Origin of the sequence: Phytopseudomonas dryadis (genome assembly GCF_004327355.1) — a bacterium.
GTDB classification, from domain to species: Bacteria; Pseudomonadota; Gammaproteobacteria; order Pseudomonadales; family Pseudomonadaceae; genus Aquipseudomonas; species Aquipseudomonas dryadis.
The window spans coordinates 1-23,258 of record NZ_QJUM01000003.1 but is presented as its reverse complement, the minus strand read 5'-3'; the positions used below and the strand labels follow the sequence as shown (position 1 = coordinate 23,258).

Sequence of the window (23,258 nt, the reverse complement as noted above, 5' to 3'; positions counted from 1 at the left end):
CCCGAGCGGCCGCCCGGCTTGCGGCGCAATCTCAACCCAGCCCCAGACGCTGCCAGACCCTGGCCGCACTGTGATGGAGAATGCCGTGGCGCCGGGCCAGGGCGTGGCGATCCTTGTCGTAGCCACCGCCAATCACGCCAACCACGGGAATGTCGCGGCCCAGGCAGTGATGGAGTACGGCCTCGTCGCGCCGCGCCAGGCCAGCGTCGCTCAGTTGCAGATAGCCGAGGGCGTCGTCGCGGTGCACGTCGACGCCGGCGTCGTAGAGCACGATGTCGGGCTGGTACAGCGGCAACAGGTAGTTGAGGCTGTCGTCGACCACCCGCAGGTAGTCGCTGTCGCCCATGCCCCGGGGCAGGGCAATGTCCCAGTCGCTGTCGGCCTTGCGCGCCGGGAAGTTCTGCTCGCAATGCAAGGATACGGTGATCGCGTCCGGCGTATCGGCGAGCAGGCGCGCCGTGCCATCGCCCTGGTGCACGTCGCAATCGAAGATCAGCACCCGCTGCGCCTTGCCGCTTTCCAGCAGGTAGCGGGCGATCACCGCCAGGTCGTTGAAGATGCAGAAACCCGCCGGGTAATCGTAGTGAGCGTGGTGGGTGCCGCCCGCCAGGTGACAGGCCAGGCCGTGGTGCAGGGCCTGCTCGGTGGCCAGCAGCGAGCCGCCGACTGCTCGCACGGTGCGTCGAGCCAGCTCCGGGCTCCACGGCAGGCCCAGGCGGCGCTGATCCTCGTGGCTCAGCTCGCCGCTCAGGTAACGTTCGATATAGGCGGGGCAATGGCAGAGGGCGAGGATGTTCGCGGGGCAGATGTCCGGGCGCAGCAGGTCGGCATCCCGAGTCAGCCCGCTGTCCACCAGATGGTCGCGCAGCAGACGGAATTTCTCCATCGGGAAGCGATGCCCTTCGGGGAAGGGCGGGCTGTAGTCGTCGTGGTAGATCAGCGGCAGGGGCATACAATGGCGGCGTTGGTGGACCCTGGGCAGTATGCACGAGAAGCGAAATGGATGTGATCGAGCTGCAGACGCCGCGCCTGTACCTGAGCGCCTGTCGTCTCCGTCGCCATGCCAAGATTCCTGACCGGCGGCAAAGGCATTACCATTCACCCTTCGCGCACCCCGCGCGTGTCGCAGTATTGCCCTGATAGGGCCGTGGAGAACCGCTATGAGTCAAGTCCTGCAAGAGTTGGTGGCGCTGCTGAGTCTCGAGGCCATTGAGGAGAACCTGTTCCGCGGCGTCAGCCAGGATCTCGGCTTTCGCCAACTCTTCGGCGGGCAGGTGCTGGGGCAGTGCGTGTCCGCCGCCACCCAGACGGTGGAAGCGGATCGCCACGTGCATTCGCTGCACGGATACTTCCTGCGGCCCGGCGACGCCACGCTGCCGGTGGTCTACCAGGTCGATCGCGTGCGTGATGGCGGCAGCTTCAGCACCCGCCGCGTCACGGCGGTGCAGAAGGGCAGAGCGATCTTCACCTGCAGCGCCTCGTTCCAGGCCGTCGAAGAGGGTTTCCATCATCAGTTGCAGATGCCGGACGTGCCCGGCCCCGAGGGCTTGCGTTCGGAAACCGAGCTGGCCAGCCTGGTCGCCGATTCGTTGCCCACGCGGGTGCGTGAGCGCGTGTTGATCGACAAGCCCATCGACATCCGTCCGGTGACTGTCGATAACCCCTTCGCGCCGCAACGTAGCGAGCCGGTCAAGTACGTCTGGTTTCGGGCCGACGGCGAGCTGCCGGACATCCCGGCGATCCACAAGTGCATCCTCGGTTACGCTTCGGACTTCAACCTGCTGACCACCTCGATGCTGCCCCATGGCGTCTCGGTGTGGCAGACGTTCATGCAGGTGGCCAGCCTCGACCACTCGATCTGGTTCCACGGCGATCTGCGCATGGACGACTGGTTGCTCTATGCCATGGACAGTCCGTGGGCGGGTAATGCCCGGGGTTTCTCCCGCGGCAGCGTGTTCAACCGCCAGGGGCAACTGGTGGCCTCGGTGGCGCAAGAGGGCCTGACCCGGGTGCGTGAGGATTGGCGCTGAGCGCCTGTAGCGAGCGCAGCGGGTTATCCTGCGCTGCCGATATTGCCGTTGTGGAGGGGCGATGAGCCTGCAGCGTTACACCCATTGGGTCTTCGACATGGATGGCACGCTTACCGTCGCCGTGCACGACTTCGCCGCCATCCGCCTGGAACTGGGCATTCCTCCCGAGGACGACATTCTCGGTCATCTCGCCGCCTTGCCACCGGCGCTGGCGCGCGCCAAGCACGCCTGGCTGCTCGAGCACGAGCGCGAGCTGGCGGTCAACGCCCGGCCGGCCGTGGGCGCGGTGGCACTGGTGCGTAGCCTGCATGCGCGGGGTGTGCGCCTGGGAATTCTGACGCGCAACGCCCATGAGCTGGCCTTGCTGACCCTGCAGGCCATCGGCCTGGACGACTGTTTCCGGGTCGGCGATATCCTCGGTCGTGACGAAGCGCCGCCCAAACCCGACCCGGGGGGCCTGTTGCACCTGGCCGAGCGCTGGCAGGTGGCGCCGGCCGAGATGGTCATGGTCGGCGACCACCTCTACGACCTGGCCTGCGGTCGTGCCGCCGGCGCCACCACCGTGCTGGTCAACCTGCCGGACAACCCCTGGCCCGAGCTGGCCGACCATGTCGCCGCCGATTGCCTGGCGCTGCAGCGCTTATCGTTGGAGTAGGGCCATATCGCAGAGTAAATGTCGTATCCGGGCGAACGGGCTGAGTGGTTGCTCGAAGGCGGAAGCGGCCTTCGGCCTTCGATCAAAAACGCTTGAGGCTGGAACGCTGGACGAAAGAGCCTATGGGGTTTGCTTTTGTCGTTCAGCCTCCAGCCTTCAGCGCTCCTATTGGCCGTCCTTTTTCGTCTTATGGTCATTCCCCTAACCATGGCAACAGGCGCCGCCCGATTGCAGGTTTTCCAGGATCGGGCAGTCGGGGCGCTGGTCGCCCTGGCAGTGCTGCACCAGATCCTGCAGGGTGTCGCGCAGGCCGCTGAGTTCGGCGATCTTCTGGTTGAGCGTGTCGATGTGCTGCATGGCCAGGGCCTTGACGTCGGCGCTGGCGCGCTGCCGGTCGTGCCACAGGGCCAGCAGCTTGCCCACTTCGGCCAGGGAGAAGCCCAGGTCGCGGGCACGCTTGATGAAGGCCAGGCGGTGCAGGTCGTCGCCGCCGTACTGGCGGTAGCCGCTGTCGCTGCGCCCGGCACTGGGCAGCAGGCCGATGGCCTCGTAATAACGGATCATCTTGGCGCTCAGGCCGGTGTTCTTCGCCGCTTGGCCGATGTTCATGGCTGTGCGCCTCCTGTCCTCACGGGTTCGACTTGGGTTTCCAGGTTTTCAGCAGCAGGGCATTGCTCACCACGCTGACGCTGGACAGCGCCATGGCCGCGCCGGCGAGCATCGGATTGAGCAGGCCGAAGGCGGCCAGGGGAATACCGACCAGGTTGTAGATGAAGGCCCAGAACAGGTTCTGGCGGATCTTGCCGTACGTGCGGCGGGCGATGTCCAGGGCGGCGGGGACCAGGCGCGGGTCGCCGCGCATCAAGGTGATGCCGGCGGCCTGCATGGCCACGTCGGTGCCACTGCCCATGGCGATGCCGACATCCGCGGCGGCCAGGGCCGGGGCGTCGTTGATGCCATCGCCGACCATGGCCACCACGCCGCTGCCTTTCAGCTCGCCAACGATGCGCGCCTTGTCCGCCGGCAGCACCTGGGCGTGCACCGAATCGATGCCCAGCGCGGTGGCCACCGCCTGCGCGCTGCCCTGGTTGTCGCCGCTGATCAGGTGGCTCTGGATGTGCTGCTCGCTGAGCTGGGCGATGGCCTCGCCGGCACCCTCCTTGAGGGTATCGCCAAAGGCGAACAGCGCCAGCAGGCGCACCTCGGGTGCCGTTTCGATCAGCCATGACAGGGTGCGGCCCTCGGCCTCCCAGGTGCGCGCCGCCGCAGCCATGGCGGCAGGTTCGCCGAGCGCGCTGTCGTCCAGCAGGCGGCGGTTGCCCAGGGCCAGCTGGCGTTCCTCGACCCGTCCGGCAATGCCACGGCCGGCCAGCGCCTGGCTGGCGCTCACCGTCGGCAGCTCGATCGAGGCGCTGCGGCAGGCTTCCAGCACCGCTTTGGCCAGCGGGTGCTCGCTGCCCTGCTGCAGGGCGCCCGCCAGGCGCAACGCGGCGTCGCGGTCGTCGTCCACGGCATGCAGGTGAGCGATCCGCGGTGCGCCGGAGGTCAGGGTGCCGGTCTTGTCGAAAGCCACCACGTTGACGCCATGGGCGATCTCCAGGGCTTCGGCGTCCTTGATCAGGATGCCGTGGCGGGCGGCTACGCCGGTACCAGCCATGATCGCCGTCGGCGTGGCCAGGCCCAGGGCGCACGGGCAGGCGATGACCAGTACGGCGACGGCGTTGAGCAGGGCGGTTTCCACGCCGGCACCGAGACCGAGCCAGGTGATCAGGGTGAGCAGGGCGATGATCAGCACCGCCGGCACGAACACCTGGCTGACCCGATCCACCAGTTTCTGGATCGGTGCCTTGGCCGCCTGGGCGTCTTCCACCAGGCGGATGATACGCGCCAGGACGGTTTCCGCACCGAGGGCCGTGGTTTCGATGAGCAGGCGGCCTTCGCCGTTGATGGCCCCGGCGGTGACCCGGTCGCCCGGCTGCTTGGCCAGGGGCAGGCTTTCACCGCTGATCAGGGCTTCGTCGGCGTGGCTGCGGCCTTCCAGCACCTGGCCGTCGACGGGAAAGCGCTCACCGGGCTTCACCACCACCTGATCGCCGAGTTTCAGCATGCTCACGGCCACTCGTTGTTCCTCGCCGTTGTGCAGGCGCACCGCTTCATCCGGGCGCAATGCCTGCAGGGCGCGGATGGCGCTGGTGGTCTGCCGTTTGGCCCGGCTCTCCAGGTACTTGCCGAGGAGGATCAGGGCGATGATCACCGCCGACGCCTCGAAGTACAGGTGCGGCATATGCCCGGGCGGGGTGATCGCCCACTGGTACAGGCTCAGGCCGTAGCCGGCGCTGGTGCCGATGGCGACCAGTTGATCCATGTTGCCGGCACCGGCGCGCAGGGCGTTCCAGGCCGCCCGGTAGAAGCGTGCCCCGAGTACGAACTGCACCGGCGTGGCCAGGGCGAACTGGAGCCAGGCCGGCAGCATCCAGTGCACGCCGAAGGGCGCCAGCAGCATGGGCACCACCAGCGGCGCGGCGAGCGACAGGGCCAGGCCCAGCGCCCAGCGTTCGCGGCGCAGACGCTGGTCGGCAGCGTTGCCGGCCGGCTGCTGGATATCCACCGGGCTGGCGCTGTAGCCGGCGGCAGCGACGGCCTCTAGCAGAGGCTGATGCTCCAGGCCCGCGACGATCTGCAGATGGGCCTGTTCGGTGGCCAGGTTGACGCTTACCGAGAGGACCCCGGGTTGTTTGCCCAGCGCCCGTTCCACACGGCCCACGCAACTGGCGCAGGTCATGCCTTCGATGGCCAGCAGCAGCGGCTCGCTGGGCACCTGATAACCTGCGCCGTCGACGGCGGCCAGCAGTTTTCCGAGGCTGTCTGCCGGTGCTTCGATACGCGCCCGCTCGCTGGCCAGGTTGACGTTGGCGGCGCTGACCCCGGGTACGGCGCGCAACGCTCGCTCGACGCGGCCGGCGCAACTGGCGCAGGTCATGCCGCTGATCGGCAGGTCGAAAGTGGACTGACTGGGCATGGGCGATCGATCTCCAGGGGCTGCCGTACTTCAGCGCGAGCCGCGCTTCGCCCACAGGATCAACCTTGACCCATGGGTAAGGTCAAGCCTGATCGTTCTGTCTTCAGGCCGCATTGCGCTCGATCAGTATCGGCGTGCCCGCTCTGTCACTGGGTGGGCGGTGCGGGCGTCAGGTAAGGGCCCGATGGGCCGAGTGCGATGCGATAGCGCCGGATTTCGCCGGCCTGCAGCATCAGGCGCTGGCTGTCCAGTGGCGTGATGCCGGCCTGGCAGGTGCCGGTGCCGATCATGCCCATGCGGATCGATACCTGGCCAGGCGGCAGATTGAACGAAACCGACTGGCCCTGGAACAGTCGCGCGGCCAACTGATCCTGCAGGTACAGGCCGATTTCGCAGGGGGACGCCATTTCCAGGCGCTCGCGGGAGATGATCAGCACGGCATAGCCATCACCCATGGTGGTGTGCGAGGGCAGCACCTGGGCCTGGGCCGTGGCCTGCCATTGCAGGGCAACGAGGAACAGCAGACAGAAACGCAGCATGGGCAAACCGGAGGTGGGGGAGGAGTATCCTGAGCTTGGCCGAGGTTCAGCTTTTCAACAAGCCCTGTGCTTGACCTTGCCCCGATGGCAAGCCCGATACTGGTCGGGCAAACTTCCAGCCCCGAGGAGATGACGATGCAGCAGGTTTTCAAGGTACAGGGCATGACGTGCGGGCACTGCGTACGAGCGATCACCCAGGCGTTGCAGGCAGTCGATGGCGAGGCTCAGGTGCAGGTCGATCTGGCCGCTGGCGAGGTTCGGGTGCACAGCACGCGTGCCGCCGACGAACTGATCGCGGCCATCGCCAGCGAAGGTTACCTCGTCAATTAGGCCAGTCACGAATCAGGCCGCGGAACATGCTGTCGATCATCGCCGGCGCGTCCTGCTGGGGATCGAACAGCCCGGGATCGCGCAGCCAGTCGCTGAGCATGCCGACGAACATCGCATGCAGGGTGCGAGCCGCCAGCCGGGGCGTCATGCCAGGGTGCAGGGTCGGGAGCACCGCCGGGTGGGCGAACAGCGTTTCACAGTGGTCGATGAATTGATTGATGAAGGCCTCGTGCCGTTCCTCGGCTTCATGCAGTTCCTCGGTGAATTCGCAGCGGCGCAGCAGGATGGTGAAGATACGCCGCTTCTGCTCATCCAGGGCAATGCTGGCCATGCCCTCGATGCACAAGGCCCGCAATGCCTGCAGCGGGCTGCTGGCATCGCTTTCCAGCAGGCGCCTGGCCAATTGTTCCGGCGGCAGGCGTACCTGGTTGAGCATGTCGTGAAACAGGTGCGCCTTGTTCTGGAAGTGCCAGTACACCGCGCCACGGGTCACTCCGGCCTGCTTGGCGATGTGTTCCAGGCTGGTGTGGGCGACGCCCTTTTCCAGGAACAGCACTTCGGCAGCCGTGAGAATGGCGGTGCGGGTCTGTTCGGCTTGTTCTTTCGTTCGGCGCATGGGCAGTGGATCAGTCGGTCAGTGAAGAGGCGAGTTTAATTATTTTTCGTCGCCGAGGTTTGATTTACAAACAAACTTGTATGTAATTGACGGTCTCATGCGGGGTGTCGGCCGCTAGCCGGTTTCCGGCCCCGTTTACCCGGTATTGGCCGGGCGCATCTGCTGAGTGCCACCCCATGACGTTTCGCCTGTTACTGATCCTCGGCGCCCTGAGCGCCTTCGGCCCGTTGGCCATCGACTTCTACCTGCCCAGTTTCCCGGCCCTGGCCCTGGCGTTCGACACCGATACCGAGCACGTGCAGTTGTCCCTGGCCTCCTACTTCATCGGCCTGGCCATCGGCCAATTGCTCTATGGGCCCTTGGCTGACCGTTTCGGCCGGCGACCGCCGTTGCTGGCCGGGGTGTTCCTGTTCACCCTGGCGTCGCTGGCCTGTGCCCTGGCGCCGACCCTGGAGTGGTTGATCGGCGCCCGCTTCGTGCAGGCGCTCGGTGGCTGTGCGGGCATGGTGGTGGCGCGCGCCGTGGTGCGTGACCTGTGCGATCCGATCAGCTCGGCCAAGGTGTTTTCGCAACTGATGCTGGTGATGGGGCTGGCCCCGATTCTGGCCCCCGTGGCTGGCGGCCTGTTGCTGAACCTGTTCGGCTGGCCGTCGATCTTCGTCGCCCTGACGCTGTTCAGTGCCGCCTGCCTGCTCGGGGTCGCCCTGTGGTTGCCTGAAACCCTCGACCCGCATGGCGCCGCGGCGCCGCTGAGCGGCGCCCTGGGCGAATACCGGCGGCTGTTCGGCGACCTGCCGTTCATTGGCCACGCACTGACCGGCGGCCTGGCCATGGCCGGCATGTTCGCCTATATCGCCGGTTCGCCGTTTGTCTTCATCGAACTGTACGGTATTGCGGCAGAACACTACGGCTGGCTGTTCGGCAGTAACGCGGCGGGCTTCATCCTGGCCGCCCAGCTCAATGCCTGGTTGGTGTCACGCCATGGCCCGGGCTACTGGGCGAGGCGCATCGTCTGGTTCTATCTGGGCTGCGGCCTGATCCTGCTGCTGGTGTCGCTGGCGCGTACCGATTCCCTGTGGCCGCTGCTGGTCCCGCTGTTTGGCTGCATCGCCTGCCTGGGGATTCTGTTGCCCAATACCTCGGCCTGCGCCATGGCCGGGCAAGGGCGCCATGCCGGTAGCGCTTCGGCGCTGATGGGCAGCCTGCAGTTCGCCACTGCCGCCAGTGCCGCCACCCTGGTGGGGGTGTTGCATGACGGCAGTGCCTGGCCGATGGCCCTGGTGATCTTCTGTTGTGGCGTGCTCGCCGTGCTGGCTTCGCGCTTCACCCGCTGGGCCGAGCGACGCAGCGGGCATCCCCAGACCTGACGCGCGGAATCGATGGCGCTCAGCCGGCCAGGCGTTGCCAGTCCGGCAGCACGTGGGGCGCGCGTAACCGCGCCTCGAGCGTGGCGACGAACTGGCGCGCCTCTTCTTCGCTGCGAAAGCTGATCTTGTGCTTGTCAACGACGACCTGCCAGCGCTGGCCCTGCGGTTCAGTCAAGGTAAGTATGCGGATATCCATGCGGCACCTCCCGATAAGAGAGACTGCAGTCTAGACGCTGAGTGTGAAGTTTCTCTGACTCATATCAAGAGCGCGACTGGCGGTAAAAACCTCTTGCGATAAGCCGCCATTCGGTTAGATCGGGTGCACTCGTAAGATGGATTGCCATGGCCATGCCGGTACGGGCTGTGGCCCGGTTCTGGCGGAGGGCAGCGCATTCGCGGGTGAGGGGTCGGTTGCCGCAGGCAAAAAAATGGCCGGAAGCCATTTTTGACGTCGCCGGCGACGGCCCGCAGGGTGGCCGCCAGGGATGGCAGGCCACAAAAAAAGACCCGGCAAAGTGCCGGGTCAATAACCGTGATTAGCCTGATGAGGAGATAATCTGAAGAGTCCGACTGAAGGCCTCTTTAGCTTATCGGCTGATCTCGCGACCAGTTGCGATAATAGTAACAATTCTCATTTCATAGTCAACAGCTGTTTTCAAATTATTTTCTGCCATCGCCTCCATAGCCTGGAAACCCCCTTAAGCAAGAACCCGGCACTCGGCCGGGTTCTCGGGACATGGGCGAGGCGTGGGCCGCTCACTGCGGCAAGCGCATCTGGGTGACCTCCTTGTTCAGCAGGTCGATGCGTCTTGCCATGCTCTCGATCAGGCTGTGGGCGATGCGCGGGTTGCTTTGCATCAGGCCGAGGAACTGATCCTTGGGAATCACCATCACCGTGCACGCCTCGCTGGCGATTACGGTGGCGCTGCGTTTCTCCTGGGTGAACACCGCCATGGCGCCGAATATCTCGTCCTTCTGTACGTCGCCGACCTTGTGCCCATCGACATAGGCCTCGGCGTGGCCGTCGATGATGATGAACACGTGATCGGCGTCGTCGCCCTGGTGGATCAGGGCATCGCCCTTGGCGAAGTGCTGGAATCCTGTAGAAGGGCGGATCTCCGGTTGTTTCAGGCGTGCCAGCGCGTCGGAGAGCAGGGCGGTGTGCCCGATCAGGTACTGGATGAACAGCTCCTGGCGCTGCTCGTTGACATAGATGTGCTTGAACACCTCGCTGCGCGAATAGGGGATCAGGGTCAACTGCTCGTCACTGGTATAGCGGCAGGTGGGCAGGTCGATGCCCTGCCGCAGGCCGACCAGATCGCCTTCCTGCAGATAGAACAGCGCCCGCTCGTCGACCAGGGCGTGGAGCAGGCCATTGTCGATGATGAACAGCTGGTCGCTCGGCAGCTCGCGAGCCAGGTCGTCGGTTCGCTCGATGCCGAGGGGCGGGCCGCTCGGGCTCAGCCCATCCAGTAACTGCGCGGGGATGCTTTGCAGTCGATTGATAAGCTGATCGGCGTAGGCCGGTTGCTCCCCGAGTAGATACATGAGTGATTCCTTGGACTGGTCGGACTGGAAGCGCACGAAAATCCCTGAAACGATAAACGTCGCCGCGTTTCAGGTAAATCCGTCCTGGCAGAGGTTGTGAGCTAGCTCTTGTTGTCGGCCGTCGATGTTTCCAGTTGGTCGTTCAGCTTCGCCTTGTGGCCGGCCGGCAGCTCGTTCCAGTGTACATCCAACAGCGCTCCTTCGATTGCATAAAGCAACACTTTGGAGGCGCGAAAGCCACGGGCCCTGACGGCGCGGTAGGCATCGACCGCACCATGCTGGCGCAGGTCATTGGCGTTGTGAATACCTACGGCATGCAGCCACTGTGCTGAAGTCTTGCCCAGGTTCTTCAGGTGTTGCAATTCGTCGTTCATCAAGCCTCCTTGCACGGCCGTCTGCTCACGTATGGACCGCGTGTATGGCCGTTTGCTCAAGGAGAAAGTGTAGCGGGCGCTGGCCCAGACGCCGGGAGCGAACGTTACACGCTGCTACATGTGGTTCGGCTGGGTGCGGTAGCGCAGGCGCGTGCCGAAGTTGACCGACATGAGGATCTCGTCGGCACTGAGCTCGACGGGGAAATAGGCCCCGGATATCTGGGCGTGGGCCAGGCTGGCGCCTTCGAGCTGTGCCGAGCGCAGATCCACTCCGCGCAGGTCGGCGCCGCGGAAGTAGGCATTGCGGAAGTCGATGGCGTGGGCATCCAGGGCGCGCAGGTCGAGGCCGCGGAAGTCGCCATCGCTCAGGTCGACGCTGCCATCGCGTGGGCGCTGCTGGTTGAAGGCGGCGATATCGTCGTTGTGCAGCAGGTGGTAGAGCGGATTGTCCAACTGGCGTGGCTGGCTCATGGCAGTGATCCGTATGGGGTTCACTGCCAGTATAGGCGGGCCGGGCGCTCTGTGCGGGGCCTTTGGAAGCGCCTTACAGACTCGGGAAACGTTGGCGGATGGTGTTCACCAAGGCGTTCAGGCTGCCGCTGTCCTGGGTGTCCACGCGCTTGCAATGCACCAGTTCGTCGGCGCTCAGGGCATCCTGGCCGGCACGTTGCGCCTCGATCACCGCGAGCGTGGCATCGGAGGGGTCCTGGCCCTGCTCCTGGCGCTGTCGCAGCCAACTGGCGATGACCGCGTCCGGCGCCTGGCAGTCGATGATCAGGAAGGGCACGCCGGTGGCCTCGGCGACCTGCCTGGCATCCTGGCGCTGCGGGTGCTTGAGGTAGGTGGCGTCGAGCACCACCGGGTAACCGGCATGCAGGGCGAGGTCGGCCAACTGGTTGAGGCGCTGGTAGGTGGCCTGGCTGGCCTGTTCGCTGTAGATGCCGCTATTCAGGGCGGCCTCGTCGCCGGCCTGCGGTGTGCCCAGCAGGCGTTTGCGCTCGACATCCGAGCGGATGCGGATGGCGCCCAGCGCTTCGACCAGACGCAAGGCCACCTGGCTCTTGCCGACCGCCGATACGCCATGGGTGATGGCCATGAAGCGCACCGGAATGGCGCTGTAGCTTTCGGCCAGGGCGGCGTAACCGCGGTACTGGCGCAGGATCACCGCACGCTGTACGGCATCCTGTTCCTGGCCGAGACGGAACAGGGCGACCTTGGCGCGGACCAGGGCGCGGTGCGTCTTGTACAGGTTGAAGAGCTTCAGCGAGTCGTAATCGCCGGTGTATTCGAGCCAGGCATTGAGCAGGCGCCGGGACAGGCATTTGAGGCCGCGGTCTTCCAGGTCCATGGCCAGAAATGCGGTATCCAGGGCGATGTCGGTCAGGCGGAAGGGCTCATTGAATTCGATGCAGTCGAACAGCGTTGCCTGGCCGTCGAGCAGGGTGGCGTTGCCGAGGTGGATGTCGCCATGACATTCGCGGATGAAACCCTGGGTGGCCCTGGCCTGCAGGTCCGGCCACAGGCGTTCGAGGCTGGTTTCCACCCAGCTCTCGAGGGCGTCCAGCTGCTGCAGATCGGCCTTGTCGCTGAGCAGGGGGCGGATCTGTTCGAAGTTCTGCCGCAGCGGGGCGACGATGGCGCTGGCGTTGCACAGTTCGTGCTCCACGGGCACGCGCGGCGTGCTGAGGTGGAAGTCGGCGATCTGCCTGGCCAGCGCGTCGATGTGGGCTTCGTTCAGTTCGCCCCGGGCCTGCACCGCTGCCAGCAGTTGCTCCTGGGGGAACTGGCGCATTTGCAGGGCGTATTCGATGACCGGGCCGTCGCCATTCAGGTTGGGGGCTTCGCTGCTACCGCTGATCGGTAATACCTGCAGATACAAATCCTTGGTCAGGCGCTGATTGAGGCGCAACTCCTCCTGGCAGAAGTGCTGACGGGCTTCGAGGGTGGTGAAGTCGAGGAAGCCGAAATCCACCGGCTTCTTGATCTTGTAGGCGTAGGGGCCGGTCAGCAGCACCCAGGAGATATGCGTCTCGATGACGCTGAAACCGTCCACCGGATGCGGGTAGAGGGCCGGATTCTGCAGGGCGGTAATCAGGGCTTGGCTCACGGGCGATCCTTGGCTGTCGAACGAATGAGATAGGCGCGCATTATGGCGGCTCGCCGGCGTCGTGCAAACCGCCGTGGCGGCTTCTGCCGGCGCTGAACAAAGTGCGTATAATGCCGCGCCATGACTCGTACCCGATCCGCTCGTTCCCGTTCCAAACGCCGCTCCCGCGGCATGCGCCCGTTGCTGGGCTGGGCTGTAAAGCTCGGCCTGGTAGGCCTGGTGGTGCTCGCCGGGTTTGCGGTTTATCTCGATGCCGTCGTCCAGGAGAAATTCTCCGGCAAGCGCTGGACCGTGCCGGCCAAGGTCTATGCCCGGCCGCTGGAGCTGTTCGTCGGCCAGAAACTGGCCAAGGATGACTTCCTCAAGGAAGTGGATGCCCTGGGCTACCGGCGTGAAAGTGCCGCCGACGGCCCCGGCGCCGTTGCGGTGTCGGGCAACAGCATCGCTTTGCATTCGCGCGGCTTCCAGTTCTATGAAAGCACCGAGCAGGCGAAGCGGGTCAATATCCGCTTCTCCGGTGATTATGTCGCCTCCCTGACCCAGGCCGATGGCAGCAACCTGGCCGTTGCGCGCCTGGAGCCGATGCTGATCGGTGGACTGTATCCCGCCCACCAGGAAGACCGCGTGCTGATCAAGCTCGATCAGGTCCCGGCCTATCTGGTCGAGACCCTGGTCGCCGTCGAGGACCGTGAATTCTTCAGCCATTTCGGCGTATCGCCCAAGTCCATCGCCCGCGCCGTCTGGGTCAATGCCTCCTCCGGGCAGTTGCTGCAAGGTGGCAGCACCCTGACCCAGCAGTTGGTGAAGAACTTCTACCTGACCAACGAGCGCAGCCTGACCCGCAAGGTCACCGAAGCCATGATGGCGGTGCTGCTGGAGCTGCACTACGACAAGACGGAAATTCTCGAGGCCTACCTCAACGAGGTGTTCCTCGGTCAGGACGGTCAGCGTGCCGTGCACGGCTTCGGCCTGGCCAGCCAGTATTTCTTCAGCCAGCCGCTGTCCGAGCTGAAGCTGGACCAGGTGGCGTTGCTGGTGGGCATGGTCAAGGGCCCGACCTATTACAATCCGCGGCGCAACCCCGAGCGCGCCCTCGAACGGCGCAACATGATTCTCGACATGCTCGCCGAGCAGGGCGTGGTCTCGCCCGAGGAAGCCGCGGCGGCGAAGCAGAAGCCCCTGGGCGTGACCCAGCGCGGCAGTATGGCCAACAGCTCCTTCCCGGCGTTCCTCGACCTGGTCAAGCGTCAGTTGCGCCAGGATTACCGCGAAGAGGATCTGACCGAAGAGGGGCTGCGCATCTTCACCAGTTTCGACCCGATCCTGCAGCTCAAGGCCGAGGATGCGCTGGCCGAGACCCTGAAGCGCCTGTCCGGGCGCAAGGGCGTCGATCAGGTCGAGGCCGGCATGGTGGTCACCAATCCGGAAACCGGCGAAGTGCAGGCGCTGATAGGCAGCCGTCAACCGCGTTACGCCGGCTTCAACCGGGCGCTGGATGCCGTGCGCCCCATCGGCTCCCTGATCAAGCCGGCGATCTACCTGACGGCCCTGGAGCGTCCCAGCCAGTACACCCTGACCAGCCGCGTGCTCGATGAGCCTTTCTCGGTCAAGGGCCAGGACGGGCAGGTCTGGCAACCGCAGAACTATGACCGCAAGGCCCACGGCAGCATCTACCTCTATCAGGGGTTGGCCAATTCCTACAATCTGTCCACGGCCAAGCTCGGTCTGGAACTGGGCGTGCCGAACGTGCTCAAAACCCTCGAGCGGCTCGGTGTGTCGCGGCAGTGGCCGGCCTACCCGTCGATGTTGCTGGGCGCCGGTGCGCTGAGCCCGATGGAAGTGACGGACATGTACCAGACCCTGGCCAATGGCGGTTTCAACACCCCGTTGCGGGGGATTCGCAGCGTGCTGACCGCCGAAGGCGAGCCCTTGAGGCGCTATCCGTTCCAGATCCAGCAGCGTTTCGATGCCGGGGCCATCTACCTGCTGCAGAACGCCATGCAGCGCACCATGCGCGAAGGCACGGGGCGCTCGGTGTACAGCCAACTGCCGAGTTCGCTGAATCTGGCCGGCAAGACCGGTACCAGCAACGACTCGCGCGACAGCTGGTTCGCCGGTTTCAGTCAGGATCTGCTGGCCGTGGTCTGGCTGGGGCGTGACGATAACGGGCCGACACCGCTGACCGGGGCCACGGGGGCGCTGCAGGTATGGACCGGCTTCATGCGCAAGGTGGATCCGCTGCCCTTGGACATGCCGCTGCCGGACAACGTGGTGCAGGCGTGGATCAACGCCGAGACGGGGCAGGGCTCCGACCAGAGTTGTCCGGGAGCGGTGCAGATGCCGTATATTCGTGGCAGCGAACCGGCTCCCGGGGCGGGCTGTGGCATTCAGGCGCCCGTCGACTCGGTGATGGACTGGGTTCGTGGCTGGTTGGAATAAGTGGAGAGGGCGTGACGTGACTAAGTGGTTGATTCCCGTTTTGACCGCCTCGGTGGTACTGGGTGGTTGTGCCAGTGTGCCGCGCGGTTCCATTCCGGTCGTGGATTCCGGCACTTCGGCCTATGAACAAGAAGATAATCCGGGCGCTGGTTACAGCAGCGCTCCGACGCAGCAGCCGACACCCGCGCAGCCGGATGATTCCGGCGTGGTGGTGATGGTGCCGGGGGGCGGCAATGCCTCCGCCCCCATCGAAACCTACGCGGCACCGGGGGCGTCCGCCAGCGGTGGCCTGACTTTCGACGAGCCCCCGCTCAGCAGTGAGCCGCTCGGCTCTTCCGGCTATGGCGCTGCGTCGCCAGCACCTTCCTCCCCGAGTGGCCCGAGTGGTATCCCCGGTGCCAATGCCGGTGGCCTGGCCGCCGACGAACAACTGGATGGCCCGGTTCTGGCGCTGCTGACCAGCGCCCAGCAACTGCAGGGCTCCGGTGATCTGAACGGGGCGGCTTCCAGCCTGGAGCGCGCCCAGCGTATCGCTCCGCGTGAGCCGCAGGTGCTCTACCGTCTGGCCGAAGTGCGTCTGGCCCAGGGGGACGCGGCGCAGGCCGAGCAGTTCGCCCGGCGCGGGCTGAGTTATGCCAGTGGCCGTCCTGCCTTGCAGGCCAGCCTCTGGGACTTGATCGCCCAGGCCCGCGACCGCCAGGGGGATGCCGCCGGCGCTGCCCAGGCCCGTGAACGTGCGCGGGTCAATCTCTGATGGCGGCATCGGTGGCGCTGATCGCTGATCAGTTGCTGCTGATCGAGCGCGCCCTGCGCGTGCAGGGCTGGTGGGAAGCGCAGGCGCCGAGCGCCGAAGCGCTGTCCAGCCGGGAGCCGTTCTGCGTCGATACCCTGGCCTTCGAACAGTGGCTGCAGTGGATATTCCTGCCGAAGATGAAAAGCATCCTCGAGTCGGGGGCCGACCTGCCCGCGGTTTCCGGCATCCAGCCGATGGCCGAGCAGGTCTATGGCGCCGGCAACCGCGATGTGGCCGAGCTGCTCGAGGTGCTTGGCGAGTTCGACCGCCTGATCACCGCGGGCTGACGCCCGCGGGCCGCACCGTCATTGGCAGTTTTCCTCGATGGCCTTGCGGGTATCGGCGATGCGCTGTTGGCGTTCGTCTTCGCCCAGCCGGCGTACCTGGCCACCTTCTTCGAGACGCAGGCGCGGGTTGTTCTCCAGCTGTGCCAGGTTGGTGCGCTGGGCCTCGCAGTATTGCTTGCGCTCGGCTTCCTTGGCGGCCACTTCCTTCTTCACCCTGGCATCGATCGCGGCTTGCTCGGGATCGGCAATGCTGTCGAAAGTGGGAGCCGCCTGGGGTTCGGCCGGAGAGGGCGCTGGTGGGGGTGTCGCCGTATTGATGGTGGTCGCCTGCTGACCCTGGGGCGGCTGCGCGCTGAAGTGCGTGACGCCTTGTGCATCGACCCATTTGTAAACCTGGCTGGCCATGGCGGTCGTGCTCAGGGCGAGCAACAGACTGCTGGTTAGGATCATACGACGCATGGAGGTTCCTTCTGGGGGCTGTGGCCCGGATTGCGATGAGGGTGCGTTGCGAGCGGTTGCGCCGGGCAATAACGTCGATTGCCGGACACGCCGTTGCGATTGCGCGATAAGCCACCGGCCATACTCAGGTCGCTACTATAACCAAATCGGCAGACTCTTCATCCTGCGCTGCATCACACCCTGTATTGGCTTTGGCGGAAATTTTCCGGCGCCCTCGGCCCTGTGTCGCGGCGAGCGTGGATTGCAGATTCCATCACGGATTACTTGACTTGCCGCCGACGAATCAGAACAATCCAGTGCTCGCTGTAGTGGAGTCGGCCGCAAGCCGGCTTCAGCTCAGTAGACATGAGGCGCTACCCGCGCCGACCTTTGTTACACCCGCAACGCGTTACCTCGCGCTGGGTGGGAAAATCCCGCAACACTTTGGGGCGTTCCCAATACTTGCTCAGTTGTAGCTGACGTAGTCGGCGACCACCGTCGCTCATGCTCTGCTGGCAGTAAACCTACTCGGGCCGTTCCTGCAAGAGGGCGGTTTTCTGGCGTTTTAGAGGTGAACAACGTGGAGCTTTTATCCGGCGCTGAAATGGTCGTCCGCTCGTTGCGTGACGAAGGCGTTAAGTATATCTACGGGTACCCGGGCGGTGCCCTTCTGCACATCTACGATGCCTTGTTCAAAGAACCGGAAGTGACCCATATCCTGGTTCGTCACGAGCAGGCCGCGACCCATATGGCCGACGGTTATGCCCGCGCCACCGGCAAGCCCGGCGTGGTCCTGGTGACGTCGGGGCCAGGTGCGACCAACGCCGTCACCGGTATCGCCACCGCCTACATGGACTCGATCCCCATGGTGATCCTTTCCGGTCAGGTGGCCAGCACCGTGGTTGGCACCGACGCCTTCCAGGAAGTCGACATGGTTGGCATCTCCCGGCCGATCGTGAAGCACAGCTTTATCATCAAGCATCCTTCGGAAATTCCCGAAGTGATCAAGAAGGCCTTCTACCTCGCCCAGTCCGGTCGTCCAGGCCCGGTGGTCGTGGACATTCCCAAGGACATGGGCGATCCGACGCAGAAGTTCGAATACAGCTACCCGAAGAAGGTCAAGCTGCGTTCCTACAGCCCGGCGGTTCGCGGTCATTCCGGGCAGATCCGCAAGGCGGCGGAAATGCTGGTGACGGCCAAGCGGCCGATCATCTACGCCGGCGGCGGCGTGATCCTGGGGGGCGCCTCGGCGCAACTGACCGAGCTGGCCCGGGCGCTCAACGTGCCGGTCACCAATACCCTGATGGGCCTCGGCGCCTACCCGGGCGACGATCGCCAGTTCGTCGGCATGCTCGGCATGCACGGCAGCTACACCGCCAACCTGACGATGCACCATGCCGACGTCATCCTGGCTGTCGGGGCGCGTTTCGACGACCGGGTGATTAACGGCGAGACGGCGGCCAAGTTCTGCCCGAACGCCAAGATCATCCATATCGACATCGACCCGGCGTCGATCTCCAAGACGGTCAAGGCCGATATCCCGATCGTCGGCCCGGTCGACAGCGTGCTGAGCGAGATGGTCGCCAGCCTCAAGGAAATCGAGCAGAGCCAGGACAAGGACGCGCAGGCCACCTGGTGGAAGCAGATCGAAGAATGGCGCGGTCATCGCGGTCTGTTCCCCTATGACAAGGGCGACGGCAGCATCATCAAGCCGCAGACCGTGATCGAGACCCTGTGCGAAGTGACCAGGGGCGACGCCTTCGTCAGCTCCGACGTCGGCCAGCACCAGATGTTCGCGGCGCAGTACTACCGCTTCAACAAGCCGAACCGCTGGATCAACTCCGGTGGCCTGGGCACCATGGGCTTCGGCTTCCCGGCGGCCATGGGCGTCAAGCTGAACTTCCCGGACGACGACGTGGCCTGCGTGACCGGCGAAGGCAGCATCCAGATGAACATCCAGGAGCTGTCGACCTGCCTGCAGTACGACCTGCCGGTGAAGATCGTCAACCTCAACAACGGTGCGTTGGGCATGGTTCGCCAGTGGCAGGACATGCAGTACAGCAGCCGTTACTCGCACTCCTACATGGAATCGCTGCCTGATTTCGTCAAGCTGGCCGAGGCCTATGGGCACGTGGGCATGCGCATCACGGAGCTGAAAGACCTCAAGCCGAAGATGGAAGAAGCCTTCGCCATGAAGAACCGCCTGGTGTTCCTCGACATCGCCGTGGATACCAGCGAGCACGTCTACCCCATGCAGATCCGGGGTGGGGCGATGCGCGATATGTGGCTGAGCAAGACGGAGCGAACCTGACATGCGTCATATCATTTCTCTGCTGCTGGAAAACGAACCGGGAGCCTTGTCGCGTGTGGTCGGCCTGTTCTCCCAACGCAACTACAACATCGAAAGCCTGACCGTGGCGCCGACCGAAGACCCGACCCTGTCGCGTCTGACCTTGACCACCATCGGTCACGACGATGTGATCGAGCAGATCACCAAGAACCTCAACAAGCTGATCGAAGTGGTCAAGCTGGTGGACCTGTCGGAAAACGCCCACATCGAGCGCGAGCTGATGCTGGTCAAGGTCAAGGCCACCGGCGCCCAGCGCGCCGAGGTCAAGCGCACCACCGACATCTTCCGTGGCCAGATCGTCGACGTGACGCCCAGTGTCTACACCATCCAGTTGACCGGCACGAGCGACAAGCTGGACAGCTTCATCCTGGCGATCGGCACGGCCCTGATCCTGGAAACCGTACGCAGCGGCGTCACCGGGATCGCCCGTGGCGACAAAGTACTGAGCATCTGAGGACCCGCTTACGTTCTGACTCGGCAGAGCGTGAGCGGATAGCGAATTTCATTTAGCGCATGGCCCAAGGGGCCAGATAACAGGGGATATTCCATGAAAGTGTATTACGACAAAGACTGCGACCTTTCCATCATCCAGGGCAAGAAAGTCGCCATCATCGGCTACGGCTCCCAGGGCCACGCCCAGGCGTGCAACCTCAAGGACTCCGGCGTCGACGTCACCGTCGGCCTGCGCAAAGGCTCGGCCACCGTCGCCAAGGCCGAGGCCCATGGCCTGAAGGTCGCCGACGTCGCCAGCGCCGTCGCCGGTGCCGACCTGGTCATGATCCTGACCCCGGACGAGTTCCAGGCCCAGCTGTACAAGAGCGAAATCGAGCCGAACATCAAGAAGGGCGCCACCCTGGCCTTCTCCCACGGTTTCGCCATCCATTACAACCAGGTCGTGCCGCGTACCGACCTCGACGTGATCATGATCGCGCCGAAGGCCCCGGGTCACACCGTGCGTACCGAGTTCGTCAAGGGCGGCGGTATCCCTGACCTGATCGCGGTCTACCAGGATGCTTCCGGCAATGCCAAGAACGTCGCCCTGTCCTACGCCTCGGGCGTGGGCGGCGGCCGTACCGGCATCATCGAAACCACCTTCAAGGACGAGACCGAAACCGACCTGTTCGGCGAGCAGGCCGTGCTCTGCGGCGGTACCGTGGAACTGGTCAAGGCCGGCTTCGAAACCCTGGTCGAAGCGGGCTACGCGCCGGAAATGGCCTATTTCGAGTGCCTGCATGAACTGAAGCTGATCGTCGACCTCATGTACGAAGGCGGTATCGCCAACATGAACTACTCGATCTCCAACAACGCCGAATACGGTGAATACGTGACCGGCCCGGAAGTCATCAACGCCGAATCGCGTCAGGCCATGCGCAACGCCCTGAAGCGCATCCAGGACGGCGAGTACGCCAAGATGTTCATCAGCGAAGGCGCCACCGGCTACCCGTCGATGACCGCCAAGCGTCGTAACAACGCCGCTCACGGTATCGAGATCATCGGTGAGCAGCTGCGCTCGATGATGCCGTGGATCGCTGCCAACAAGATCGTCGACAAGGCCAAGAACTGAGTCGGAACCGATCGGGAAAGAACGCGGCCACGGCCGCGTTTTTTCGTTATGGGCAAGGCTTCTGGTATAAAGCCTGAACGTTGAGCCGGCGCCAGGCGAACCCTCGCCAGGGTGGCCGGTCGAAATTTCATATCCGTTGCAAGGTGTTGTTCATGAGCGAGCATCCGCAAGAGCCGAAATCGTCCAGAGACGATGAGAGCTTACTGCCCATCGACGAACATATTGAGGAAGGACACGACGACGAGGGGCGAAAGGTTCGTCATCGCGGCATCTATCTGCTCCCCAACCTGTTCACGACTGCGAACCTGTTCGCCGGTTTCTACGCCATCATCAATGCGATGAACGGCAATTTCTACGTGGCCGCCGCCGCGGTCTTCGTGGCCATGGTGCTCGATGGCCTGGATGGTCGCGTGGCGCGTCTGACCAATACCCAGAGCGCCTTCGGCGCCGAGTACGACTCGCTGTCCGATATGGTCGCCTTCGGCGTGGCGCCGGCGCTGCTGGCCTTCGAGTGGGCGCTGGGCAGCATGGGCAAGGTCGGCTGGATGGTCGCCTTCATCTATGTCGCCGGCGCCGCGCTGCGCCTGGCCCGCTTCAACACGCAGATCGGCAGCGTCGACAAGCGCTACTTCATCGGCCTGGCCAGCCCGGCTGCGGCGGGCGTGGTGGCCGGTACCGTATGGGCGTTCAGCGACTTCGGCATCAAGGGCTCCAACATGGCCTTCGTGGTGGCGATCCTGGTCGCGGCGGCGGGCATGCTGATGGTCAGCAATATCAAGTACAACAGCTTCAAGAACCTCGACCTGAAAGGCCGTGTGCCATTCGTGGCGATCCTGGCCGTGGTGCTGGTATTCGCTGTGGTCTTCAGCGATCCGCCACGCATCCTGCTGCTGATCTTTCTCGCCTATGCGGCCTCGGGGCCGGTCCAGTACCTGTTGCGCCTGCGTCGTCGCAAAGTCGCCGAGTGATGTAATTTCCCCCAGACTCCGTAGTCTATTGGGCATTCTGTCCCGGTAGTGCGGAGTCATCATGTTGATCAAGCTTGCCCGGGCATCCGACTGCAGCGAGTCGGATGTCACGCCTGAATCCATCTACCTGTCTCGTCGCGCCTTCATCGGTGCCGGGGCTGCCGGCCTGGCGCTTGGCGGCATGCCGGGCTGGGTAAGGGCCGCGGATGCGCAGCGCTATGCCGATGTCGAGCCCGGGCGGGCCCCGCGCTGGCTGGCCGAGCAGATAGCCTCCACCCGCTGGAACGCGGTCACCGCCGGAGGGGAAGCCATCACGCCCTTCGTCGACGCGACCCACTACAACAACTTCTATGAGTTCGGCGCCGACAAGGGCGATCCGGCGGCGAATGCCGGCAGCCTGAAAACCGAGCCCTGGTCGGTGGTGATCGATGGCGAAGTCGGCAAGCCGGGTCGCTATGGGCTGGAAGATCTGCTCAAGCCGCAGCAGTTGGAAGAGCGCATCTACCGCCTGCGTTGCGTGGAGGCCTGGTCGATGGTGATTCCCTGGATCGGCTTTCCCATTTCCGCCCTGCTCAAGCAGGTCGAGCCGACCTCCGCAGCGAAGTACATCCGCTTCGAGACGCTGAAGGACCCGCAGAGCATGCCCGGGCAACGCTCGCGGTTCGCGTTGATCGACTGGCCTTATGTCGAGGGCCTCAGGCTGGACGAGGCGATGAACCCGCTGGCGATTCTCGCGGTCGGCATGTACGGCAGGGAGCTGCCCAACCAGAATGGCGCGCCACTGCGGCTGGTCGTGCCCTGGAAATATGGCTTCAAGAGCATCAAGTCCATCGTCCGCATCAGCCTGGTCAGCGAGCAGCCGCAGACCACCTGGCAAAGCATCGCGGCCCAGGAATATGGCTTCTATGCCAACGTCAACCCGCATGTCGACCACCCGCGCTGGACCCAGGCTCGCGAACGCCGTCTACCCAGCGGATTGTTCAGCCCCAATGTGCGCGAAACCCAGATGTTCAACGGCTACTCGGAAGAAGTGGCCGCGCTCTACAGCGATCTCGACCTGCGGAAGCATTATTGATGCGCCATCCCTTCTGGCGCCTGTGCGTGTTCCTGCTGATCGCCGTCTGGCCGCTTTACTGGCTGTACCAGGCCTGGAGCTTCGCCCTGGGGCCCGATCCGGGCAAGGTGCTGGTGGATCGGCTCGGGCTCGGAACCCTGATCCTGCTGCTCGTCACCTTGGCCATGACCCCTCTGCAGAAACTCAGCGGTTGGAGTGGTTGGGTCGCTGTGCGCCGGCAGCTCGGACTGTGGTGCTTCGCCTATGGCCTGCTGCACCTGATGGCATACGCGGTGTTCATTCTCGGACTGGACTGGGCGCAACTGGCCGTCGAATTGCGCAAACGGCCCTACATCATCGTCGGCGCCATTGCCCTGTTCGGCCTGTTGCTGCTGGCCGTCACCTCCAATCGCTATAGCCAGCGTCGCCTGGGCAAGTCCTGGAAGAAGCTGCACCGTCTGATCTACCTGATCCTGCCCCTGGGCCTGCTGCATATGTTGTGGATAGTGCGTGCGGACCTGGAGGAGTGGACTGTCTATGCACTTATCGGCGGGGCGCTGCTGTTGCTGCGTATTCCACCCGTCATGCGACGAATCCCTCGTCTTGCGGGGAAGACGCCAACAAAAACCTGAAATAACCGTTGACGTGAAAACCAGGTTGCCTATAATGCGCACCACTTCCGGCGCGGCCTGATCTGAAAACCTATTGTTAAACAAAGGGTTAGAGGAATATAAGGGTTGCACGGACGGCGAATTCGAGTAGAATGCGCCGGCGCTGACA

24 protein-coding genes are annotated in these 23,258 nt (G+C 64.3%); 13 read left to right on the top strand and 11 right to left on the bottom strand.

The window, feature by feature from the left end; genetic code table 11:
• Positions 1 to 31: 31 nt before the first annotated feature.
• Positions 32 to 952, bottom strand: a complete 921-nt coding sequence (locus tag DNK34_RS02960; RefSeq protein WP_131176746.1) for a histone deacetylase family protein — start codon at positions 950 to 952, stop codon at positions 32 to 34.
• Positions 953 to 1,160: 208 nt separating this feature from the next.
• Between DNK34_RS02960 and tesB the strand changes: the two genes are divergently transcribed.
• Positions 1,161 to 2,030: an acyl-CoA thioesterase II gene (tesB, locus tag DNK34_RS02955; RefSeq protein WP_131176745.1), complete on the top strand. Its 870-nt coding sequence runs from the start codon at positions 1,161 to 1,163 to the stop codon at positions 2,028 to 2,030.
• Between the two features lie 61 nt (positions 2,031 to 2,091).
• Positions 2,092 to 2,685 carry an HAD family hydrolase gene (locus DNK34_RS02950; protein ID WP_131176744.1) on the top strand — a complete coding sequence of 198 codons (594 nt, stop codon included), beginning with the start codon at positions 2,092 to 2,094 and terminating at the stop codon, positions 2,683 to 2,685.
• Positions 2,686 to 2,886: 201 nt separating this feature from the next.
• Here DNK34_RS02950 and cueR read toward each other — a convergent pair whose 3' ends face one another.
• The 3 genes from cueR to DNK34_RS02935 form a co-directional block, all read right to left on the bottom strand.
• Positions 2,887 to 3,294: a Cu(I)-responsive transcriptional regulator gene (gene cueR, locus DNK34_RS02945; RefSeq protein WP_131176743.1), complete on the bottom strand. Its 408-nt coding sequence runs from the start codon at positions 3,292 to 3,294 to the stop codon at positions 2,887 to 2,889.
• A 19-nt stretch (positions 3,295 to 3,313) separates the two neighbouring features.
• Complete coding sequence (locus DNK34_RS02940) at positions 3,314 to 5,704, bottom strand: heavy metal translocating P-type ATPase (RefSeq protein WP_131176742.1); 2,391 nt, start codon at positions 5,702 to 5,704, stop codon at positions 3,314 to 3,316.
• 146 nt (positions 5,705 to 5,850) lie between these two features.
• Entirely contained in the window at positions 5,851 to 6,243 is a 393-nt protein-coding gene (locus DNK34_RS02935) for a hypothetical protein (RefSeq protein ID WP_131176741.1), read from the bottom strand.
• 135 nt (positions 6,244 to 6,378) lie between these two features.
• Here DNK34_RS02935 and DNK34_RS02930 point away from each other — a divergent pair, with 135 nt between their 5' ends.
• Entirely contained in the window at positions 6,379 to 6,573 is a 195-nt protein-coding gene (locus DNK34_RS02930) for a heavy-metal-associated domain-containing protein (protein ID WP_131176740.1), read from the top strand.
• Here DNK34_RS02930 and DNK34_RS02925 read toward each other — a convergent pair.
• Positions 6,566 to 7,189, bottom strand: coding sequence for a TetR family transcriptional regulator (locus DNK34_RS02925; RefSeq protein ID WP_131176739.1), 624 nt, complete (start codon positions 7,187 to 7,189; stop codon positions 6,566 to 6,568). The genes DNK34_RS02930 and DNK34_RS02925 overlap by 8 nt on opposite strands.
• A gap of 176 nt (positions 7,190 to 7,365) precedes the next feature.
• Here DNK34_RS02925 and DNK34_RS02920 point away from each other — a divergent pair, with 176 nt between their 5' ends.
• On the top strand, positions 7,366 to 8,556 hold the full coding sequence (locus tag DNK34_RS02920) for a multidrug effflux MFS transporter (protein WP_131176738.1): 1,191 nt from the start codon (positions 7,366 to 7,368) through the stop codon (positions 8,554 to 8,556).
• A 19-nt stretch (positions 8,557 to 8,575) separates the two neighbouring features.
• Here the strand turns inward: DNK34_RS02920 and DNK34_RS25365 are convergent, their stop codons facing one another.
• The 5 genes from DNK34_RS25365 to DNK34_RS02900 all read right to left on the bottom strand — a co-directional run bounded on the left by DNK34_RS25365 (position 8,576) and on the right by DNK34_RS02900 (position 12,585).
• Positions 8,576 to 8,752: a hypothetical protein gene (locus DNK34_RS25365; RefSeq protein WP_165496942.1), complete on the bottom strand. Its 177-nt coding sequence runs from the start codon at positions 8,750 to 8,752 to the stop codon at positions 8,576 to 8,578.
• A 560-nt stretch (positions 8,753 to 9,312) separates the two neighbouring features.
• A complete protein-coding gene (locus tag DNK34_RS02915; RefSeq protein WP_131176737.1) occupies positions 9,313 to 10,104 on the bottom strand; it encodes a Crp/Fnr family transcriptional regulator in 792 nt (263 codons plus the stop codon).
• 101 nt (positions 10,105 to 10,205) lie between these two features.
• Positions 10,206 to 10,478, bottom strand: a complete 273-nt coding sequence (locus tag DNK34_RS02910; RefSeq protein ID WP_131176736.1) for a TfoX/Sxy family protein — start codon at positions 10,476 to 10,478, stop codon at positions 10,206 to 10,208.
• Between the two features lie 114 nt (positions 10,479 to 10,592).
• Positions 10,593 to 10,949: a pentapeptide repeat-containing protein gene (locus tag DNK34_RS02905; RefSeq protein WP_131176735.1), complete on the bottom strand. Its 357-nt coding sequence runs from the start codon at positions 10,947 to 10,949 to the stop codon at positions 10,593 to 10,595.
• 73 nt (positions 10,950 to 11,022) lie between these two features.
• Complete coding sequence (locus DNK34_RS02900; RefSeq protein ID WP_131176734.1) at positions 11,023 to 12,585, bottom strand: bifunctional aminoglycoside phosphotransferase/ATP-binding protein; 1,563 nt, start codon at positions 12,583 to 12,585, stop codon at positions 11,023 to 11,025.
• 120 nt (positions 12,586 to 12,705) lie between these two features.
• On the opposite strand from DNK34_RS02900, the gene mrcB reads away from it, so the two are divergent.
• The 3 genes from mrcB to DNK34_RS02885 are packed head-to-tail and all read left to right on the top strand — an operon-like array spanning position 12,706 to position 16,104.
• Positions 12,706 to 15,024, top strand: a complete 2,319-nt coding sequence (gene mrcB / locus DNK34_RS02895) for a penicillin-binding protein 1B (RefSeq protein WP_131176733.1) — start codon at positions 12,706 to 12,708, stop codon at positions 15,022 to 15,024.
• 16 nt (positions 15,025 to 15,040) lie between these two features.
• Complete coding sequence (locus tag DNK34_RS02890) at positions 15,041 to 15,778, top strand: tetratricopeptide repeat protein (RefSeq protein WP_131176732.1); 738 nt, start codon at positions 15,041 to 15,043, stop codon at positions 15,776 to 15,778.
• Positions 15,778 to 16,104 carry a YqcC family protein gene (locus tag DNK34_RS02885; RefSeq protein WP_131176731.1) on the top strand — a complete coding sequence of 109 codons (327 nt, stop codon included), beginning with the start codon at positions 15,778 to 15,780 and terminating at the stop codon, positions 16,102 to 16,104. The genes DNK34_RS02890 and DNK34_RS02885 overlap by 1 nt, the downstream gene beginning before the upstream one ends.
• A gap of 18 nt (positions 16,105 to 16,122) precedes the next feature.
• Here the strand turns inward: DNK34_RS02885 and DNK34_RS02880 are convergent, their stop codons facing one another.
• Positions 16,123 to 16,563: a DUF4124 domain-containing protein gene (locus DNK34_RS02880; RefSeq protein ID WP_131176730.1), complete on the bottom strand. Its 441-nt coding sequence runs from the start codon at positions 16,561 to 16,563 to the stop codon at positions 16,123 to 16,125.
• A 559-nt stretch (positions 16,564 to 17,122) separates the two neighbouring features.
• On the opposite strand from DNK34_RS02880, the gene DNK34_RS02875 reads away from it, so the two are divergent.
• From DNK34_RS02875 to msrQ, 6 genes are all read left to right on the top strand, one after another.
• Positions 17,123 to 18,853, top strand: a complete 1,731-nt coding sequence (locus tag DNK34_RS02875; RefSeq protein WP_131176729.1) for an acetolactate synthase 3 large subunit — start codon at positions 17,123 to 17,125, stop codon at positions 18,851 to 18,853.
• A 1-nt stretch (position 18,854) separates the two neighbouring features.
• Entirely contained in the window at positions 18,855 to 19,346 is a 492-nt protein-coding gene (gene ilvN, locus DNK34_RS02870) for an acetolactate synthase small subunit (RefSeq protein WP_131176728.1), read from the top strand.
• Positions 19,347 to 19,439: 93 nt separating this feature from the next.
• Positions 19,440 to 20,456, top strand: coding sequence for a ketol-acid reductoisomerase (gene ilvC / locus DNK34_RS02865; protein WP_131176727.1), 1,017 nt, complete (start codon positions 19,440 to 19,442; stop codon positions 20,454 to 20,456).
• A 152-nt stretch (positions 20,457 to 20,608) separates the two neighbouring features.
• Positions 20,609 to 21,424: a CDP-diacylglycerol--serine O-phosphatidyltransferase gene (gene pssA, locus DNK34_RS02860; protein WP_131176726.1), complete on the top strand. Its 816-nt coding sequence runs from the start codon at positions 20,609 to 20,611 to the stop codon at positions 21,422 to 21,424.
• A gap of 61 nt (positions 21,425 to 21,485) precedes the next feature.
• Entirely contained in the window at positions 21,486 to 22,499 is a 1,014-nt protein-coding gene (gene msrP / locus DNK34_RS02855; protein WP_131176725.1) for a protein-methionine-sulfoxide reductase catalytic subunit MsrP, read from the top strand.
• Positions 22,499 to 23,110 carry a protein-methionine-sulfoxide reductase heme-binding subunit MsrQ gene (gene msrQ / locus DNK34_RS02850; protein ID WP_131176724.1) on the top strand — a complete coding sequence of 204 codons (612 nt, stop codon included), beginning with the start codon at positions 22,499 to 22,501 and terminating at the stop codon, positions 23,108 to 23,110. The genes msrP and msrQ overlap by 1 nt, the downstream gene beginning before the upstream one ends.
• Positions 23,111 to 23,258: the final 148 nt, after the last annotated feature.